Annotated in this window: 19 protein-coding genes; 7 read left to right on the forward strand and 12 right to left on the reverse strand. The window is 58.3% G+C overall.

Annotated features, from left to right (window positions below):
* The first annotated feature begins 23 nt into the window (after positions 1-23).
* On the forward strand, positions 24-641 hold the full coding sequence (locus ACYQ54_RS02490; RefSeq protein ID WP_460078980.1) for a TetR/AcrR family transcriptional regulator: 618 nt from the start codon (positions 24-26) through the stop codon (positions 639-641).
* A gap of 50 nt (positions 642-691) precedes the next feature.
* Here the strand turns inward: ACYQ54_RS02490 and ACYQ54_RS02495 are convergent, their stop codons facing one another.
* Complete coding sequence (locus tag ACYQ54_RS02495; protein WP_460078982.1) at positions 692-1177, reverse strand: YcgN family cysteine cluster protein; 486 nt, start codon at positions 1175-1177, stop codon at positions 692-694.
* Positions 1178-1397: 220 nt separating this feature from the next.
* On the opposite strand from ACYQ54_RS02495, the gene ACYQ54_RS02500 reads away from it, so the two are divergent.
* Genes ACYQ54_RS02500 through ACYQ54_RS02510 form a run of 3 tightly spaced genes read left to right on the forward strand, consistent with a single transcriptional unit; the run spans position 1398 to position 4848 of the window.
* A complete protein-coding gene (locus ACYQ54_RS02500) occupies positions 1398-3611 on the forward strand; it encodes a transglycosylase domain-containing protein (protein ID WP_460078984.1) in 2214 nt (737 codons plus the stop codon).
* Positions 3608-4288 (forward strand): DUF1214 domain-containing protein, encoded by a 681-nt coding sequence (locus tag ACYQ54_RS02505; RefSeq protein ID WP_460078986.1) that lies wholly within the window; start codon positions 3608-3610, stop codon positions 4286-4288. The genes ACYQ54_RS02500 and ACYQ54_RS02505 overlap by 4 nt, the downstream gene beginning before the upstream one ends.
* The gene (locus tag ACYQ54_RS02510) at positions 4285-4848 is read left to right on the forward strand and encodes a DUF1254 domain-containing protein (RefSeq protein WP_460078989.1); all 564 of its coding nucleotides are present in this window, start codon (positions 4285-4287) and stop codon (positions 4846-4848) included. The genes ACYQ54_RS02505 and ACYQ54_RS02510 overlap by 4 nt, the downstream gene beginning before the upstream one ends.
* Before the next feature lie 76 nt (positions 4849-4924).
* On the opposite strand, the gene ACYQ54_RS02515 is transcribed toward ACYQ54_RS02510, so the two are convergent.
* The 3 genes from ACYQ54_RS02515 to ACYQ54_RS02525 all read right to left on the reverse strand — a co-directional run bounded on the left by ACYQ54_RS02515 (position 4925) and on the right by ACYQ54_RS02525 (position 8291).
* Entirely contained in the window at positions 4925-6607 is a 1683-nt protein-coding gene (locus ACYQ54_RS02515) for a tetratricopeptide repeat-containing sulfotransferase family protein (protein ID WP_460078991.1), read from the reverse strand.
* Between the two features lie 548 nt (positions 6608-7155).
* Positions 7156-8019 carry a hypothetical protein gene (locus ACYQ54_RS02520; protein WP_460078994.1) on the reverse strand — a complete coding sequence of 288 codons (864 nt, stop codon included), beginning with the start codon at positions 8017-8019 and terminating at the stop codon, positions 7156-7158.
* 62 nt (positions 8020-8081) lie between these two features.
* Positions 8082-8291 carry a hypothetical protein gene (locus ACYQ54_RS02525; protein ID WP_460078996.1) on the reverse strand — a complete coding sequence of 70 codons (210 nt, stop codon included), beginning with the start codon at positions 8289-8291 and terminating at the stop codon, positions 8082-8084.
* A gap of 192 nt (positions 8292-8483) precedes the next feature.
* Between ACYQ54_RS02525 and ACYQ54_RS02530 the strand changes: the two genes are divergently transcribed.
* A complete protein-coding gene (locus ACYQ54_RS02530) occupies positions 8484-9644 on the forward strand; it encodes a DUF2336 domain-containing protein (RefSeq protein WP_460078999.1) in 1161 nt (386 codons plus the stop codon).
* A gap of 58 nt (positions 9645-9702) precedes the next feature.
* Here ACYQ54_RS02530 and ACYQ54_RS02535 read toward each other — a convergent pair whose 3' ends face one another.
* The 3 genes from ACYQ54_RS02535 to ACYQ54_RS02545 all read right to left on the reverse strand — a co-directional run bounded on the left by ACYQ54_RS02535 (position 9703) and on the right by ACYQ54_RS02545 (position 12696).
* The gene (locus tag ACYQ54_RS02535; protein WP_460079001.1) at positions 9703-10074 is read right to left on the reverse strand and encodes a DUF1491 family protein; all 372 of its coding nucleotides are present in this window, start codon (positions 10072-10074) and stop codon (positions 9703-9705) included.
* A 121-nt stretch (positions 10075-10195) separates the two neighbouring features.
* On the reverse strand, positions 10196-10987 hold the full coding sequence (locus ACYQ54_RS02540) for a peptidoglycan-binding domain-containing protein (RefSeq protein WP_460079003.1): 792 nt from the start codon (positions 10985-10987) through the stop codon (positions 10196-10198).
* An 8-nt stretch (positions 10988-10995) separates the two neighbouring features.
* Positions 10996-12696, reverse strand: coding sequence for a sensor histidine kinase (locus ACYQ54_RS02545; RefSeq protein WP_460079005.1), 1701 nt, complete (start codon positions 12694-12696; stop codon positions 10996-10998).
* A 297-nt stretch (positions 12697-12993) separates the two neighbouring features.
* Between ACYQ54_RS02545 and ACYQ54_RS02550 the strand changes: the two genes are divergently transcribed.
* Positions 12994-13545: a DUF5330 domain-containing protein gene (locus ACYQ54_RS02550; protein WP_460079007.1), complete on the forward strand. Its 552-nt coding sequence runs from the start codon at positions 12994-12996 to the stop codon at positions 13543-13545.
* Positions 13546-13802: 257 nt separating this feature from the next.
* Complete coding sequence (locus ACYQ54_RS02555) at positions 13803-14234, forward strand: SufE family protein (RefSeq protein ID WP_460079008.1); 432 nt, start codon at positions 13803-13805, stop codon at positions 14232-14234.
* A 122-nt stretch (positions 14235-14356) separates the two neighbouring features.
* Here ACYQ54_RS02555 and ACYQ54_RS02560 read toward each other — a convergent pair whose 3' ends face one another.
* The 5 genes from ACYQ54_RS02560 to ACYQ54_RS02580 all read right to left on the reverse strand — a co-directional run bounded on the left by ACYQ54_RS02560 (position 14357) and on the right by ACYQ54_RS02580 (position 17846).
* A complete protein-coding gene (locus ACYQ54_RS02560) occupies positions 14357-14773 on the reverse strand; it encodes a Ros/MucR family transcriptional regulator (protein ID WP_006939826.1) in 417 nt (138 codons plus the stop codon).
* A gap of 316 nt (positions 14774-15089) precedes the next feature.
* Positions 15090-15434, reverse strand: coding sequence for a monovalent cation/H(+) antiporter subunit G (gene mnhG, locus ACYQ54_RS02565; protein ID WP_460079010.1), 345 nt, complete (start codon positions 15432-15434; stop codon positions 15090-15092).
* Positions 15431-15787 (reverse strand): cation:proton antiporter, encoded by a 357-nt coding sequence (locus ACYQ54_RS02570; protein ID WP_460079011.1) that lies wholly within the window; start codon positions 15785-15787, stop codon positions 15431-15433. The genes mnhG and ACYQ54_RS02570 overlap by 4 nt, the downstream gene beginning before the upstream one ends.
* Positions 15784-16260, reverse strand: a complete 477-nt coding sequence (locus tag ACYQ54_RS02575) for a Na+/H+ antiporter subunit E (protein WP_460079013.1) — start codon at positions 16258-16260, stop codon at positions 15784-15786. Before ACYQ54_RS02575 ends, ACYQ54_RS02570 begins: the two co-directional genes overlap by 4 nt.
* Entirely contained in the window at positions 16257-17846 is a 1590-nt protein-coding gene (locus ACYQ54_RS02580) for a Na+/H+ antiporter subunit D (RefSeq protein ID WP_460079015.1), read from the reverse strand. Before ACYQ54_RS02580 ends, ACYQ54_RS02575 begins: the two co-directional genes overlap by 4 nt.
* Position 17847 lies beyond the last annotated feature (1 nt).

Genomic DNA, 17847 nt, shown 5'->3' on the forward strand with positions numbered 1-17847 from the left:
CACGGTCAATTTAATGGATAGTCATGACTCGCAAACCCCAGCAGCGAAGCATCGAGACAAGGGCACGGGTCCTCGCCGCCGCACGCGATCTCAGCCACAAACACGGATTGGAACTCGTCACTGCCGAGGCGGTCGCCCAGGAGGCAGGTGTTGCCAAGGGAACCGTGTTTTCGCATTTCGGCGACATGGACGGCCTTCTGTCCTACGTGTTGCTTGACCGGCTGAACGCATTGCGCGCGGCAACGACCGCTGAAGAGACCGAACCGGAGAGCCTGACGGATCCCGTCGGCCTGCTGACCCGGCGCATGATGGCGCTGATCGCGGTCATCACCGACAGCCCGACAATCCTGCGGCTGTTTCTGGACAATATCGGCGTCACCAAACCCAATTGCGCTGCAGCTTTTGTCGAGACGCTGGACGCGCTGGATGCGGAACTGGAGAAGTTCCTGGCTTTCTGGCAGCAGCAGAGTGACTTGAAGCCGGATCTGAGGCAGGACCGGTCACCGAAGGAAATGGTCGATGGTCTGATTGCCTTTATGATCCATGGGGCAATTCTGGTGAAAAGCCATCAGTTGACCGACAGATCGGAACTGGAACACCGGCTCCGCCGCCATGTCGAGGCTTTCCTGCTCAGGCAATGAGGTAGCTGAAAATCAGGCCTTACGTCTTGTCTTTTCCTGAGCGGGAGTAATTATCCCTGAGCGCTCTCAGGCTCTTCCCCCGGCCAGAACACGACATGGTTCTCGTAGTCTTCCAGCGCCATGCCATCTTCCGGGATCGTGCGCCCGCGTACCGAAATACCGGCCTGATGGACCGTTTCAGGGTCCCCCGACACCAGCGGATGCCACCAGTAGAGGTCCTTGCCATCCCGCACCAGCCGGTAGGCACAGGTGGGCGGAAGCCAGGTCAAACTACGCACTTCGCCCGGTGTGAGCTGAATGCAATCCGGAACGATGGACGCCCTGTTGTCGTAATCCTTGCAGCGGCAACTCGTGCCATCTAGCAGCGTACAGGCAACATCCGTCCAGACGATTTCTCCCGTGTCCCAGTCCTCCAGCTTGTTCAGACAGCAGCGTGCGCAGCCGTCGCAAAGCGATTCCCACTGGGACTGCGTCATGTCTTCCAGTGTCCGGGTTTTCCAGAACGGAAGCTCGCTTGAGGTATCGTCCGCAATCATGAGGTCGTGCGCGCCTTTCTTGGGCCGGGAACGTCGGCGCGTATCATGCTATCGGGTCCTGAGCAACCCGGGCAGAAAAACAGGCTGCTTTTCCTCAATGAATTTGCAAGAAAGATTGGTAAACTGAAGCCACGAAACAGTGATCCTGGTGACCTGTTTGCACGAACCCGAAAAACAGCTAGCTTGGGCTGGTCCCTTTTGATCCGGAGACCTTGTTCGCGTGACGGACAAACCGCAATCAGACGATGTCGAGACCGGCAGGGCGCCGGTGCAGAAGCCGCCGAAAAAGCGCAATCGAATCCGCCGCTTTTTCCTGGCGATCGATGCCCTTATCGACACGGCACTGTGGAAGAGCGGCACTGCCATTCGCCGGATCTTCGAAGGCTATGACGCCTTTTTGCGCCGCTTTCGGGCCAAGGGGATATGGCGGGTGCTCGCCGAACTGTCGTCGGACGGGCTGACCTATGGCCTTGTCGGTTTCATCGTGGTGCTGGCCTTCGCCCAACCTGCCTTTGAGGCAACACGATATGCGGACTGGAAGACGACGGACGATTTCGCGGTAACCTTCCTCGATCGCTTCGGCAAGGAAATCGGCCGGCGCGGCATCGTGCTCAACGACAGCGTACCGCTTGAGGAAATTCCCGATTCTCTGATCAAGGCCACCCTTTCCACCGAAGACCGCCGTTTCTTCAGCCACTTCGGCATCGATTTCTTCGGCACCTTCCGCGCCATGGTGGAAAACGCCCGTGCGGGCGGCGTCGTCCAGGGTGGCTCGACGCTGACGCAACAGCTGGCCAAGAACCTCTTTCTGACCAACGAACGCAGCCTCAGCCGCAAGATCAAGGAAGCCTATCTGGCACTTTGGCTGGAGGCGAACCTGTCCAAGCAGGAAATCCTGAAACTCTACCTCGACCGCGCCTACATGGGGGGTGGTGTGTTCGGCGTGACGGCGGCCGCCGAATTCTATTTCAACAAGAATGTGCGTGAACTGACGCTTGCCGAAAGCGCCATGCTCGCCGGCCTCTACAAGGCACCGACCAAATACGCTCCCCACATCAACCTGCCCGCAGCCCGTGCCCGGGCCAATGAAGTCCTGTCCAACATGGTGCAGGCGAATTTCCTGACCGAAGGCCAGGTGATCGGTGCGCGCCGCAATCCGGCCCTCGCCGTGGACAGGTCCCAGGAGCAATTGCCTGAATACTTCCTCGACTGGGCACTCGACGAGGTCAAGAAGCTAGCGCGTCGCTATCCGGCTCTCGCGCGGGATCGCATCGTGACGGTGCGCACTACCCTGGATCCGGCACTGCAGCGACAGGCGGATTTGGCGGTGGAAACCGTGCTTCGGGAAAACGGCAAATTGCGCGACGCCCATGAAGCCGCGATGGTTTCGATGATCCCCGACGGCGCAGTCGTTGCCATGGTCGGCGGAAGTTCCTATGGCGAAAGTCAGTTCAATCGCGCGGTCAACGCACTGCGCCAACCCGGGTCGTCCTTCAAACCCTTCGTCTACATGACGGCTTTCATGAACGGCTACAGCGCGGACAGCGTGGTGTCGGACAGGCCGGTGTGGATCGGCAACTGGTCGCCCAAGAACTATTCAAGAAGTTACCGTGGCGCCGTCACGCTGAAAACCGCGCTCACCAAATCCATCAACACCATCCCGGTGATCCTGTCGCTGGATTTCGGCCGGCAGAAGATCATCGACACGGCGTATCGCATGGGCCTTACCCACGAACTGGAAAACTCCGTATCGCTTCCCATCGGATCGTCTGAAGTTTCCGTCATCGACATGGCCTCGGCCTATTCCGTTTTCGCCAACGGCGGCATAAAGGCACCAGCCTACGCGGTTCTGGAAATCAAGAACAGCGCCGGCAAGGTCCTTTACCGTCGCGAACGCGACGAACCGCCAGCAGAACGCGTTCTGCCGGAGGACAAGGTTCACGAGATTAACGAGATCCTGGTCAACGTGGTTGAGGCCGGAACCGCTCGCCGGGCACAGATTGACGGCGTGGTGGCTGCCGGCAAGACCGGCACGACCAATGCATACCGCGACGCCTGGTTTGTCGGCTATACCGGCAACTTTGCCACGGCCGTCTGGTTCGGTAATGACGATTTCACCTCAACCCGCCGTGTCACCGGCGGCAGCCTTCCTGCCATGGCCTGGCAGAAATACAATGCTTTTGCCCATAACGGCATCGAGTTGGCGCGCATGCCCGGCGTTGACCCGGAAAGCCTGCCCCGCCTCACCCGAACAGCGCCGTCAAGGCTGGCAACTGACACCAGCGATGCCGCCCAGCCGCGGGTTCTGAAACGGCGCACGCAGGATCTCTTGCTCAAGATTGGTCAGGACCTGCGCCTGCTGCTTGACCAGAAGAGCGCCGACGCGGCCCCTGCACAAGGGTCCGCCAAAACTGATGTCGCGGCGGTGCAATGAGCGAGACAGGTTTCCGGCCCGCGCATGGCGAGGCAGACTGGTATGACGAAGGGCTTCCCCGTGCCATCCGATCACATCGGGGCAATCCCTTTCGCACGCTTGCCACGGTGACGCTTGTCGTCGTCCTTGCATCACTTCTGGGCATAAGCTCGGCCTACCTGATCATCGAGCGTGAACAACCGCTCAATGCTGTCACCATCGGCCCCTGGCATGCCTATCCGAAAGCGGGAACGTCCGAGGCCGATCCCTATTCCGTAGCCATCTACACCAGGGGAGCCGTCATTCCCCTGGCATCGGGTGAAGGCCTGGCTCTGGTCGCCCGCCAGGACAGCAACGGCCACCAGCTTGATCCGACCTGTGTCTACCGTATCGCCGGCCAGACACCCTCGGCCCGGCTCTGGACCCTGACGGCTGTCGATGGCCACGGCCGCCTGGTCAAGACCATGTCCGGCCGGGTGAACCTTGCAAGTGACACGCTGCTGCGCAACGCGGACGGTACATTCGAGATCATCGCTGCCACCCGCCCCCACTCCGGCAACTGGCTACCCCTGGCAACCGATGCAAGGGCAGCAGACGGACTTCGGTTCGTGTTGAGGGTCTATGACGCTCCGGTCACCACCGGCGCAGCGCTTGACGGTGTCAGCATGCCCGTCATTGAAAGGCTGGGGTGCCCATGACCCTGTCCACCCGCTTCTCCTTGTCTGTCGGCCTGCTGGCGACGCTGTGTCTTGCGGCCATCATTCACATACTGGTGGTGCTGAGCATTCCCCAGAACGTGCTGCACAGCGCATATGACAATATCGCCGCCTATGGATCGGACAGGCAGTTCAATCTGCTGCCCGACGTTCACCCCGGCAACGAGGCCCTGCCCGATCTGGATCCGGCCATGAAACACGCAGCATGCCGGTTTCAGCTGGCCGACGGACCGGTCCTTTTCGATGCCAGCATTCCCGTGCCCTTCTGGTCGATCGGCCTGTTCAACGCCGCCGGAGAAGCCGTCTACAGCCTCAACAACCGCACGGCGGGTGCCGAGCGTCTGTCAATGCTTGTGCTGACCACGGAACAACTTTCGATCCTGCGTGAAAATCCGCCGGAAAACCTGGAGGATCTGATCGTTATAGAAACGGAAAAACCGTTGAGTGGGTTCGCGCTGCTGCGAGCCTACGTCCCACACCCGACACGGGCCGACAGCATCGATCGAGCTCTCAAGGCCGCAAGCTGCGGCTCTATTCGCTGAGACTATTTGCAATCGCGCCAGGCTGGTCGATCGGGACGGCCTCCCGGGGCGGCTCCTGCACCGCCACCGGCACGGTTCACGATGCCGGCGAAACCGCATTCCGCAGGTGGGATACGTCGTTGTCCGGAATCCCTGTCGTCAGCATATGTTGCTGACCGTATCCAGCCCCGGTTCCGGCAGGCGCTGCTTCCTTGAGCGGCGATAGCGGGCCAAGTGCCTCGAAAAGATCGCCGAGGAGATCCTTGTGACGTTTCCAGCGCCCGATTGACGACCGGAACATAGGCTTTCGCACCTGGAGATTGGAGAACGTCGTCACAGGACTGTCGCCGTTGTAGAACTCCAGACATTCCTCTTCCCAGTCCATGCCCGTACACGCCAGCAGCGCCCTGCTTTCCTGTTCCTGATTGTGAACAAGATCCTCGTAGGAAAGCGTATGGATATGTGCCGGGAGCACTTTCTCCCAGTGCTTCATCAAGCTGTCGTATGTAACAAAGTACCGGCCAAGGGACTTCTGCGTCATGGCGTAGTTATGCGCAGGTGAAAGTGAATGCGACAGCAGCGAAACACAGATATCGGCAGGGCAGCGAACGCAGTGGATGAAAGCGGCCTTCGGAAACAGAAGGCTCATCAGCCAGAGCATTTCGAAATTATGCGGCATCTTGTCGGTGACACGATCCGACCGCCGATCGATTGTGCTCAACTCGGCTAGATACTGCCGGGCAAATTGCTTGAACTCACGTGGGTCGAGGCTCTTCAATCGACTTTCCAGGGCGGCGGTTGGCGCTCCTCGCAGGCCAAGATCCTGCTGAAGCAGCCGGAAATAGGGAATTTCCGCGCCGCTGGCGATGCGTGAATGCCGGCTTACGATCTGTTCGGCCAGGGTTGTCCCCGAACGCGGCATGCCGAATATGAAAACAGGCCGCTCCGAGGTGTCCTGAAATTCCGTCCGCTCCGCGAAAAAGGACTCGTCGAACACGTCCTTCATGAAGGCGATACGCTCTTCATGAGCCTTCTGATCGAAGGACTGGTACCGCAAGCGGCGGGCTGAACGATAATGTTGGGCAGCGCGAGCCGTGTCACCCAGGTCATAATGGATCTTGCCGGCCGCCCAATGCAGGTGAGCGTGCTCCGGTGCAGGCAGTGACGCTGCCTGCTTCAAAAGGTCATCGATCTTGGCCAGTTCAGACGGCGTTTCCCGGTAGGTTCGCGCCATGGTGAGGCAGTGAAGCGCCGAAGGAAGCTCCTTGCCCAGGGCGATGGCCTTTTCGAACCACCCGATAGCCTCGTCGATCTGGCCGACGGTGATATCGAGCTGCCCCATTCCGACAAGGGCATAGCCATTTTCCGGATCAACCGCCAATGCACGCTGAAAGCTCTGACGTGCCAGGACCGGCTGACGTTTGAGCGTGTACAGATCGCCCAGATGAGCATGAAAATCAGCCGCTTTGGGCGCAAGGGTCACGGCCTTCTTCAGGGATTTCATCGCCCCGGCCAGATCGCCGGCGTTCATGAGTGCCAGCCCTAGCAACTGATGCACCTGAGGATGTTTGCCGGCCTTGCGCTCCGCCTTGCGAAGCATCTCAATGGCCAGGCCGACATCGCCGTTCTGATAGGCAGCGATGCCCAACGAGAAATTTGCCTGCGGATTCTTGGGGTCGAGCTTCAAAATCTCCTCGAACATGTTCAGGGCGATCCCGATACGCCCTGCATGTTGATGGGAGAGCGCTTCTTTGACGAGAAGCGTGATGTTCGGACTCATTCGACCACCTTCAGGTTCCCGGGAGTGACCACCCTGTAAACTAAACGGTTTAGTTCGGCGTCCGAACATCGGCAAGTGACAATTTTCCTGTATCGTCATTCTTTTGTCGAAAAAACGACGAAAATTAGGCTAAGCGATTGTGATCACGCGTCTTTTTTTAGTGTTCACATTTTTTTGCAATGCAATAAATAAAACTTTTGCGCGCATACCCTTAAGGAAAGTCAATTAGACAAAAACAGAAATCCGGCAAGTAAACCATGAACTCAGATCTCGAGAATTCGTAAAAAGAACGAGTTTCAGGCATTCGTTGAAAAATGCCGGATACGATTAGCCCGCGAAATAAATTCTCTTCCAATTCTTGAAGCAGAAAATGCGCCCAAGATTACTCAAAGGTGTTCTGGACGATCCATGGCGACCGAGTGTGGCGCCTGTGGAAAAGCATAAATCCGAGCTGTGCCAGAAAGATTTCCCGGCATCCGGATAACTGACGTGGAGAGTATGTGCGATCAGGATGATGTCAGAATTCAGACCAGGAAATCGAATGGCCGCTATTTTACGACGGGTGCACGCTCCGTGCCCCATCCTGTGTAGATCCGAGACCTGCGAACGGGCTTGTCGTCACCATACCGCTTGTCCGGATCGCAACCGGCTTCGGCAATTCGGACCTGACCTTCAAGTTCCCGAATGGCGTTGTTGACCTTCCAGACGCGGTCACGGGTCGGCGTTTCGATTTCAAGGCCGTCGAGCGCCTTCTTGTAGGCGATGATACGGTAGCGCAGCGCCTGGCCGACCCATTTGATCATCACCCTGTTTTCCCAGACGCGCGCCTTGGCACCTTCATAGGTTTCTTCGGTTTTTACCGGCTTGTTCTGCAGCACCCGCAGACGCTCGTCGTCCGCGGTCTTTACTCGCAAGGCAACTTCACAAAATGGCATGACAAGCTCGGCGTCACCGGATGCATCGGCGGCAATCTTGTCGTAGCGGGCATCGGAAGACTGGAATTTGTCCGACCGCAGATAGATCAGGTAGAGATCGGGCGGCACACGCCCTTCCACCTCCGGCAGAACGCGTGTTCGCGACAGCTCAACCATGGTTCCGCCGATCCAGTCCTTGGTCCATGGCGGACGGATCAACGTCCAGCCGCGGTTACGCAACAGCTTTTCGTCATTGGTGTAGTTGAACTTGGAAACCGGGTCGCCCCGAAGGCGTGCCGCTTCATTGCCGGCAGCAGGCATTACCCTGTCGTGAATGACGGACGGTCTGGCCCGGTCAAAGTCCCCCGTCGGGCGTGTACAGGCGGCTAGGCTGACGGCAAACAGCATGGCAGCGGCGGCGATAGCACCCTGCCCTTGTCTGCGACCGCTCTCCGCGAGGAATGCGGTGGCGGATTTATCCGCATTGCCATTGCCCATCGGGCGTTTCTCCAGGCCGCTAAAAAGAAATCTCTCCTGCGCGGCTGGAGAGGCTTGGACCGTCAGTCCTTGTCGGAGCCAGCAGGTCCGGCCGCCTTTCCGATGGTCGCGATTCGTGCGGCAAGATCAAGGTCGTGGCGCTCGTACCGGACACCTGGGAAGAGGATAACTTCTCCAAAGGTCTCTCGGCTTGCCATTCCGCGCTGATTGGAACGATAGCCCACGCGTGCAGCGGGGCGTTGAGCTGATGCAAAGTCCAACAAGGTGCCCATCGTCTCCTCCTTCGGTTCCGATCTCCCCTGACGGCGTATTACCGGCGGGGAACGGTCAAACGGGCGACGCATTACTTCCTGCTCTTCATTAAGAAGTTGTCAGGGTTAACAGCATGCTAACGCTTTTCCTGCAATTTGAACGAAGCAAGTTCCTCCGGTGGTCCGGTCTTTTGTATTTTGTAGACGGGTGTCATGCGCCAAACCCAACATTTCAGTCAGCCTGTGCCGAATTCCACTTCCTCCGACAGGTCCAGCACTCACAAGGGCGACGATCGCGGCGTGCTGCTGGCCGCAAGTGAACTGTTTGCGGGAAGAAACCGGCATGACGTTGAAGAAAAACGCATTTTTCTGGAACTGGCGTCCAATTTCCTGCCGAAAACCTCGTTGCCGGACAGACGCCGGATTTCAAATCTTCTGGCCGCACACCCGGAAATTCCGGATGACCTCCTGTCCCAACTCGCCTCGGATGATGATGAACTGACGGCCTATCCTGCTCTTCGTTACAGTCCAAGGCTTTCTGTGGATCTCCTTTTGAAGGTTGCGGAAGCTGGCCCGGATTCCCTGCGCAAAGCGGTGGCCAACCGGCCATCCTTGCGCGAATCGGTCATCACGACATTGTGCGAACACGCGGGAGCCTCGGTAATCCGCATCCTTCTCGACCGGGAAGACGTCACCCTGACACAAGCCCACCAGACAAAACTCAGTTGTCGTAGTGACATCGTTGCCACTCTTGGTTTAGAATTGGCAGGTCAGGACGCATTAAACCCGGATGGACTCATGGGACAATTCCTGCATTTACCTGCTCCGCTGAAATCGAAGGCTATTGCTGCGGCGGAGATGACCAGCCTGGTCAAACAGGCACAAACCCCCGGATCCGCAACCGACAGACGCACGGATACCGCGCGCCTGAAATTGCGGGATGCTATGGTGGGCGAAGCCATTTTCCAGCAACGGTCCCGATTTGCGGATCTACTGGGTCAGGGGCTCGGACTGCCGCAGGCCACCTGCGATCTTCTGATGCATGACGACCAGGCGGAAGGCCTGACCGTCGCGCTGAAGGCACTTGGAATGACGGCATCCGAAGTCACGACTGTGTTGATCCGCATGCTGGGTGAAAACCTGTCGCTGGAAAGACTGCGCGGCCTTCTGCGCCTCTATCGCACGCTCAGCCAGGGCGCTGCAGAGGTTCTGGTCGGACAGTGGATCCTGCACGATCAGGGCACACAGCCGGCGTCTGCACGGCTTGACTCACAGTATCAGGAAAGCACTCGCCGCGATGCGGCGACGGTATCGGACGGACAGAAGTCCGGTTTCGCTCATACTGAATCAGGTCGCAAGTCGACCCGTTCCTGATAGCACCCGTTCAAGCACGGTCTTGCGGGAGGGCTGAACGCCCAAAAGAAAATCTGCCTCAAAAGCGGAAGAGATCTGCGCCGGGTTGCGGCTCATCCTGTACAAGCGGCAGATCGATTTGACCGTCACGCGCCTCAATGTCCACCAGCCAATAGTCCGGGTCCATCCGCGCTTCGCTTGCGAGTCTCTTGTCGATCGTCTCCCTGTCCGCCCGTTCGAAGATCCGTTCGAAGAGGCGTCCTTGCGGCAGGTTGCTGAACATGGATTGTGGTGCCGGACCGTAGAAGTCGAAGCTACCGTCAAGGCGGTCGACACAAATGAAGACGGCACCGGCTTCATGGGCGCCTCTCTTGGAAACAGCGGCAAAGCCGCCTTCTCCGAACACGCGCCGGACCAGTGCGCTGACAAAAAACTCAGACGTAACCCGCATGCCGTCCGCCCCTGCCGATACCGCGGCAAATCCAACGGTCAAAAAAGATGCGGTTGATCTACGACAGATGGCGGCAGACAGCAACCAGAGCATCGGCGGCGGGCACGGCTTGCCCGATGCGTTAGCCGGACAGCGACCGGCCGCTGACCATTTCCAGGCGTTCGATCACTTTCGCTCCCGGTTCCCCGGTCATGGGCAGTCCCCGGTCGAACTCGAACCGCCTGATGGCAGCAGTCGTGTTGGCCCCCATCAGGCCATCCGCCTTCAGTGGACCGTAGCCGAGGTCGGATAATGCCTGCTGGATCTTCTTCAGCTTTGGATCCGAGTCCACCCCAGCGTCGCCACCAACGTCTGCTCCCCCATCGCCGGCCAGCGCGCTGTCTTGCCTTGCCGTGCCGGAGAAGCCGGGTTTGGGACGTGGAACGGGCCCGCCATGTATGAAGGTGGGGCTTTCGCCCTGCATGAGCACAAGGGCCAGAAGGGCTTCCGTTGCCTCACCGGTTTCGATCTGTCCGGCCTGCCGCTCGAAGCCGCGGATCGCGCGTTCGGTCGCCGGGCCGTTCAGCCCGTCGAGCGGGCCTTCATAAAGGCCTATCTTGCGCAAGGAAATCTGCAGGTCGAGCACCAGAGTGGAAATCTCCTGCACCTGGAGCCCCGGACTTCTGCCATCCGGTTCGGGCAGCTGCATGGTGTCCGGCCGATCCCGGGTTGTGAACAGGGGCGCCGGATGCCGGCCTGGCTGAAGGCCGACCGCATTGGCCACGATCAGGCACGCCGTCAGTCCCATCACAACGGTACCGCCCGCAGCAACAGGATTGTCGAGCGCCATGTGACCAGCCTTCGCCATCAGCGACTCTGACTGCTTCACCTGCTGTGCCTTGGCCTTCTTCGTCGTTTTTTTTGCTCTTGCCATTACGCCGCCTATGCCGATCTTGCCAGTTGCCCGACACGGAGCATCTTTCCGGGTTGATCGGTGCCCAATTGGGCCTGGCCCCGGAGTGGCAGGGTCACAGTCACGCTTTCCCCCTGCCCCAGAACGGTCTGAACCGAAAGGCTGCCGCCCATGCGCTCCAGCAGGGTTCTGGAAAGGCCGAGCACGGTTGCCGACGCCTCAGCGCTCCAGCACAGGCTCGACTGCCTGTTCTTCACCGAGAACATGTAGTCGGCGCTACTGCTATGCAGTTGCACACCGACATTCAGCACGGCTCCTGTTTCAGAGGTCTCCACCATATCTGCAAGCAGGAAACACATGGCCTGGCGCAGCAGTTTCCTGTCAGCGGCCACCAACAAGGGCTCCTGACCGGTTTCCACTTCCAGCGCAACACCCCGCCGCATGGCAATCGTCGCCACCATGTCCACACACTGATTGAGACAGGTCTCGACATCGACTCCGGTAATATCAGGCTCGCTCTTGGATTTTTCGACAGGAACCAGATCAAGCGCTGCGGTCAGCGAAGCCAGACCACGCTCACCGCTTTGACGCAACGCCTGCACGGCCTGCTTGAGTGCGGGGTCGGATGTTTCGAACCCCAGGCGATCAAGCCGTTCGGACTGTGCCAGAATATCGGAAAACGCCTGTGACGCCTCCGCACCCGCAGTTTCGAGCATGTCCCGCGAGATACGATCCGCACGATTGCTGCATTCAATGGACGTTCCGGCGTCCGGTCTTGCCAGCGGCTCGATGGCTTCAAGCGGCCGAAGGGTCAGCAGGAGCGCAGCGGTATTTGCGGCAACCGCACCACTTTGCCGGCCGGGACGCAATTGGACCTCAAGCCGGCGGTAGTCGGCCTGCCCGGCTTCTCCGGGGCGATTTGCACCGATCCTCAGCCGTGCTTCAAAAGTCTGGACTGCACCGTTCAAACGGGCTTCGGAAAGACAGGTAAGGTAAAGCGGGCGATCCGCGACATGAAGGCGAGGAAACAGCCAATCCTCGTCACTTTCCACCGGCAGATGACCCAGAACGTCCTTGACCGGGCCACCAATGACCTTGAGCGCACCACTCGGGTCGAGTTCGCAATAGATGTCGGAAACGCTTTGACTGATCTGGAGGCGCTTTTCTTCCGTCGCCCGGACAAGTTTCTGTGCAAGAGCCCGGTCGAGCGCGATGCGCAAGGACAAGAGCCCGACATAAAGAAGAGCCGCCAGTGTCGCGATCGGTGCGGCCAGTCCCGGAAACCACGCTGCCGAAAGGACAGGCAGGGGAAGAAAGGTCAGGCCAAGGACCGATGCGCCGCAAAGCCCGGTGACTGCAAGTGCCGTCCGCCGGCTTGTCGCGAGCGCTGCCTCCATCGGCGGAACCAGCAGCCAGACCAACGCAAAGGACTGCGCACCTCCGGTAACCGCGCAGACCCCGGCAACAAACAGCGCGAACATGGAAGCGGACAGTCCCGCAGCCTTCGACAGCGCCCCCGATTGCGACAGATAGAGCGCCAAAGGCCATTGGCTCAGCATCCACGCCAACGCCAGCAAGGTCGGCGCCTGAGGAGGACCGGCAAGAGCCAGATGCAACGGCAGCACCACAAGAGCAGCCGCGCCGCTGGCGAAACAGCTGAGCAGGAACGAACGATGCAACGGTGCAAGAAAAGGATCGGCCGCAGCTTCGGGATGAATCATTCCATCCACACGAGCCACCCAATGCTCCCAGACATTTCGCAAGTTTTTCAGAAGGTTACGCACTCTACACTACCACACAACAACCACGGAAATTTCCGCTCGCACCTTTTGTAGGGCCATTGTCGGTTGCAGCACTTAAGGAACGATAAAGGATGAATCCAAATCGCGCTTTTTTCCAAAAAGTCTCGTCATCTCAATAGCTTGACTGCCAATGGCTAAAATTTGAATCAATATTTCAGAAAATACGACTTAAATACCTGATTTATTTTATGAAAATTGGCTCTTCCCGTTCAACCGGGGATTCTCATGTCGTTGGTAATGTACCTTCATAACAAGCGTGCCAACGGCACAAAGGCACGCAAGACTGAACAGACTATGGGTAGCGACATGCTCTTTCTCTTGAGGACGGCCTTTTGGCTCACCTTGGTGCTTGTCCTGATTCCCCTCGGGTCGGATCGGGAAGATACCTCGGTGGAAACCATCGATCCGGTGTCCGCCTTCCTGGCGGCACAGGCAACGATGTCGGACATCAGCGGCTTTTGCGGACGCAATCCGCGGGCCTGCGAAACGGGAGGCGATGCACTGACGGCAATCGGCAGCCGCGCTCGCGACGGCGCCAGGATTGTCTATGAGTTTCTCGACACTCAGATCTCCGAAAAATCCGGAAGCGAACAACTGGTGACCGGGTCGACACCCGTATCCGGAACCAACGACACTTCCACTCAGCCCTCAGGTCAGGCACCTCAGATATTTGCCGGCAGCCCGTCATGGCAGCCGGTCTTCGATAACGTCTCTTCGCTAGAGGCAGTACTTGGGCCGGTGCCACGGCCCAAACCACGCTCAGGCCAAAAGACCTGAGCGGACTGGCCGTTCACGATCCTACGACCTCCTGGATCCGAAAACGGCCGATTGCGCCCCCGCTGGAGCGCTGCTGCACAGCAGCAACGCAAAGACGGCTTCACTTCAGCGGCTTGTTCCGCTGCGCCGCAGATGGAAAGCTGCCCATTTCATCTGCGGCGTATCTTTATTCTTCTCCTCCACGGCACCTGCCGGCATTTGCACTTTGCCGCTCACGAGTTATATGAAGGCGGACAAGACCTTCAAAGACCGGTGCCATGACCACATCCTTGAGCGAAATCCTTGAGACGTTTGATTTTCTCGACGACTGGGAAGATCGTTACAAATACCTCATCGACCTTGGCAAGGAGATGCCTGATCTTTCCGAAGCCGAAAAGACCGACACCAACAAGGTGCGTGGATGTGTGTCGCAGGTCTGGCTGATCACCTCAATCGACAAGACAAGCGACGGCACCCCCGTGCTCAGCTTCCGGGGCGACAGCGATGCACTGATCGTTCAGGGTCTGGTCGCCATCGTCACATCGCTGTTCAGCGGCAAGACTGCCCAGGAGATTCTGGACACCGATGTCGAAGCCATATTCGCCACGTTGGGCTTGCAGGACCACCTGACACCGCAACGCTCAAATGGCCTCAAATCAATGGTCGGACGCATCCGTACCGATGCCCAAGGGGCGCTCGCTGCTGCCTGAGCGCAGTTACCTGCGATTTTGTCCGGCAAGCCCCCCCGGCGACACCTCCCAAAAGCGCCGCAAAAACAAAAAGAGCTGCCCAAAGGCAGCTCTTTTTTCTCTCAGCCGAAACCGAGACGATTTTACTTGGAGCGCTTGCGCTGCTGGCCGAGGCCCATTTTCTTGGCCAGTTCCGAACGGGCAGCCGCATAGTTCGGCGCAACCATCGGATAGTCGGCACCCAGGTCCCACTTCTCGCGGTATTCTTCCGGGGTCATGTTGTAGTGGGTGCGCAGGTGACGCTTCAGCGACTTGAACTTCTTGCCGTCTTCCAGGCAGATGATGTAGTCCGGCATGACCGACTTCTTCACCGGCACGGCTGGCTTCAGCGGCTCGGGCTCGGGTTCCGTCGAGGTGCTGGCTGTTCTCTGCAGCGCACCGTAAACTTCGTTGATCAGGCCAGGCAGATCTGTTGACGCTACGGTGTTGTTGCTCACGTAGGCTGAGACGATGTCTGCCGTAAGATCAATCAGATTCGCATCCACCGGACTGTCAGTCATATTTCACCCGTTCTCTACTGATTTCAAAATTAGCTTTGTTGTTTACCTGCAAAAAATGTCTGCCGAAAGCGGAACTAGAAATTCAGTTACTTGCGGGCCCAGAAATCAAAAACGATTCTACTTTGCAGGCAATCGTCACTGCCTTATATAGCCGCTTTCGTTGGACGACAACCCCGTAATTCAAATAAAAATCGATCAGAAGCAATAAAAATCAAATTGTACAAATATTGGCTCTACCTAACGCACCTAGTTTGACAATGGACCGATAGTATTGTCAGGAAATCTGTCTTTCAGGACCATTGCCACTCATCATGCCTCAGCTCTTCGGCCGGACAATTTTTGCCAAGGCATCTACCTCGGTATCGGCACAGGGACGGTAGCCGGCTGCGTATGCAGCTTTTGCCAACAAATGAGCCGAAATTGGGGCGGTGAGCAGGAAGAATACCACTCCGGCGATCGCACGCGTGACAACGGCCAGGTCGCCCGCGTGGACTGCCAGCGCAAGCAACATGACACCGGACCCCAGCGTACCGGCCTTGGAGGCCGCATGCATTCGCATGTAAACATCTTTCAGCCGGATGATACCGATCGAAGCGACCAGCGCGAAGGAAGCACCGATGACAAGCATGATCCCGGTAATGATTTCAATGGCAGCAGTCATTGTCCTGCCTCCTGACGCTTAATGCTTTCCTCGACCTCGTCCATGATCGTCTTGTCCCCGGCAAGGCCGCGGTTCAGGACGAAACGTGCGAAGGCGACCGTCGCGAGGAAGCCGACGAGGCCGAGCGTAATCGCAATGTCGATGTAAAGATAAAAGCCGGTGGACACGCCAATGGCGGCGATGAAGCCGATGCCAACGGCAACCAGCATGTCAAGGGCGACCACGCGGTCAGGAAGGCTCGGTCCCTTGACTGTCCGCACCACGATGATGATGAAGGAAATCGTCAGCAGAGCCAAGGCTATATGGACGCTGACATGCAGGAACTGGGAAGCAAAGGTCTCAAACGGCGTCATCTGAACACCTCCAGGATCTTGCGTTCAAATCCGTTCTTGATGTCGTCGATCGTGGCTTGCGGATCGGGGACGTCGATACAGTGCACATACAGCGTCTTCCGGTCTTCAGAGACATCAACGGACAATGTGCCCGGCGTCAGGGTGATCAGGTTGGCCAGCATCGTGATTTCGAAGTCCCTGTCGACCGTCAGGGGAAACGCGATGATGCCGGGCTGCAGTTCGATCTTGGGCTTGAGCACGATGATCGCGACCCGCCAGGCAGACAGCACAAGTTCGTAGACGAAGAGCACTGCCAGACTGAACCCTTTGGAGACCCGGTGGAAATAGGCCCCCGTACCGACCTGTTCGCGGATGAGATAAAGCGCCCCGAAACTGAGCACGAAGCCGAAGGCCAGATTGACTTCGGAAAAGCTGCCCGTGACAGCGCCCCAGGCCAGCATCAGAAGAATGTTGATGAGAAAGAGACTGGTCATCCCTGGCCTCCAAAAACCGAACGCAGGTAGCCAAACGGCTCAACAATGCCGCTTGCCCCTCGCGTTGAAAGCTCCAGCATCCATTCCGGCTGCACGCCGAAATAGATAACAAGCGCGGTCAGAATTCCGAGCGGCAACCACACTGCAGCTCCCGAAAGTTGACTGCCCGCCTCTCCCGATATGGCAACGGCCTGTCCATCCGCCGTGCCTTCAGGTCCACCGCGCCAGAAAGCGAAGATCCAGACCCGGCCCATCGCAAGGGTAGTCAGGAAACCACTGACGAGGATGGAGGCCCCCAACCAGGCCCGGCCGTCGGCAAAGGCGGCATCCACAAGGATGACCTTCGGCCAGAAACCGGAGAACGGCGGCAGTCCGGATACGGCAAAACCAAGCACCAGAAACACGGCCGCGAAGGCTGCGCTCTTCTGATAAAGCCCGCCGAGTTGTCTCAGATCGTAGGAACCGCCCATCATGTTCATGATCCCCGCTGCCAGATAGAGTGCCGTCATGACGATGATCGAGTGAACCGCGTAGAATATGGCACCGGACACCGCCAGCGTCGAACCGACAGCCACACCGGCGAGCATGGACCCGATACCGGCGATGACCACATAGCCGAGCAGCCGTCGCACTTCACTTTGCGCCAATGCACCGATTGCGCCCGTCAGCAAGGTGGCGATGGCGACCACAGCGATTACATCTGCCATGTAGCCGCGAGAGGCCGGCAGGATCAGGACAAAGATGCGTATCAACGCATAAACGCCGACCTTGGTGAGCAAACCGGCAAACACCGCCGACACGACCACATTGGGCGTATGATAGGAAGCCGGCAGCCAGAAATTGACCGGAAACGCAGCCGCTTTCATGGCAAAGGCCAGAAAATAGAGCGCGGCAACCGTCGCCAGCGTGCCGGAGGCCGGGTTTTCCAGAGCAGCCACCTTCATGGCGAGGTCTGCCATGTTGAGCGTACCGAAAATTCCGTAAAGCAGGCCTGTTGCAATCAGGAAGAGGTTGGTACCGATCAGGTTCAGGACACCGTATTTGACCGCACCATCGAGCTGGATCCGGTCGTTACCGAGAACCAGAAGCCCATAGGACGAAATCAGCAGAACCTCGAACCAGACATAGAGGTTGAAGATATCGCCGGTGAGGAAAGCGCCGCAGACACCTGTCATCAGCAGCAGGAGAAACGGATAAAAGCCGTATCTGCGTCCGGTGCTGTCGACGGTAGCCGCCCCGAAAACACCTGCGCAAAAGGCAACGATGGAGCCGATCAGCGAAAGCGTGATCCCGAGCGTATCAACGGTAAAGGCGATACCGAAGGGCGGCAGCCAGCTCCCCATGACCATGGTGATCACACCATGATCGAGCACGCGGATCAGCAGAGCCAGGTTTGCCAGCACCAGCAGCGCCAGGAACCCGATGCCGACTTTGGGCTGCAAATCGGTATTCTTGCGCAGCATCAGGCACAGCGCACCACCCAGAATGGTGATCAGCGAAGGCGCGACCACCAGCCAGTCACCCGCTGCAACCGGCGTGGTGATCATGGCCTGGGAAAGATCGACGGAAACGGAAGAACCGGCCATG

Source organism: Roseibium sp. LAB1 (genome assembly GCF_054658235.1).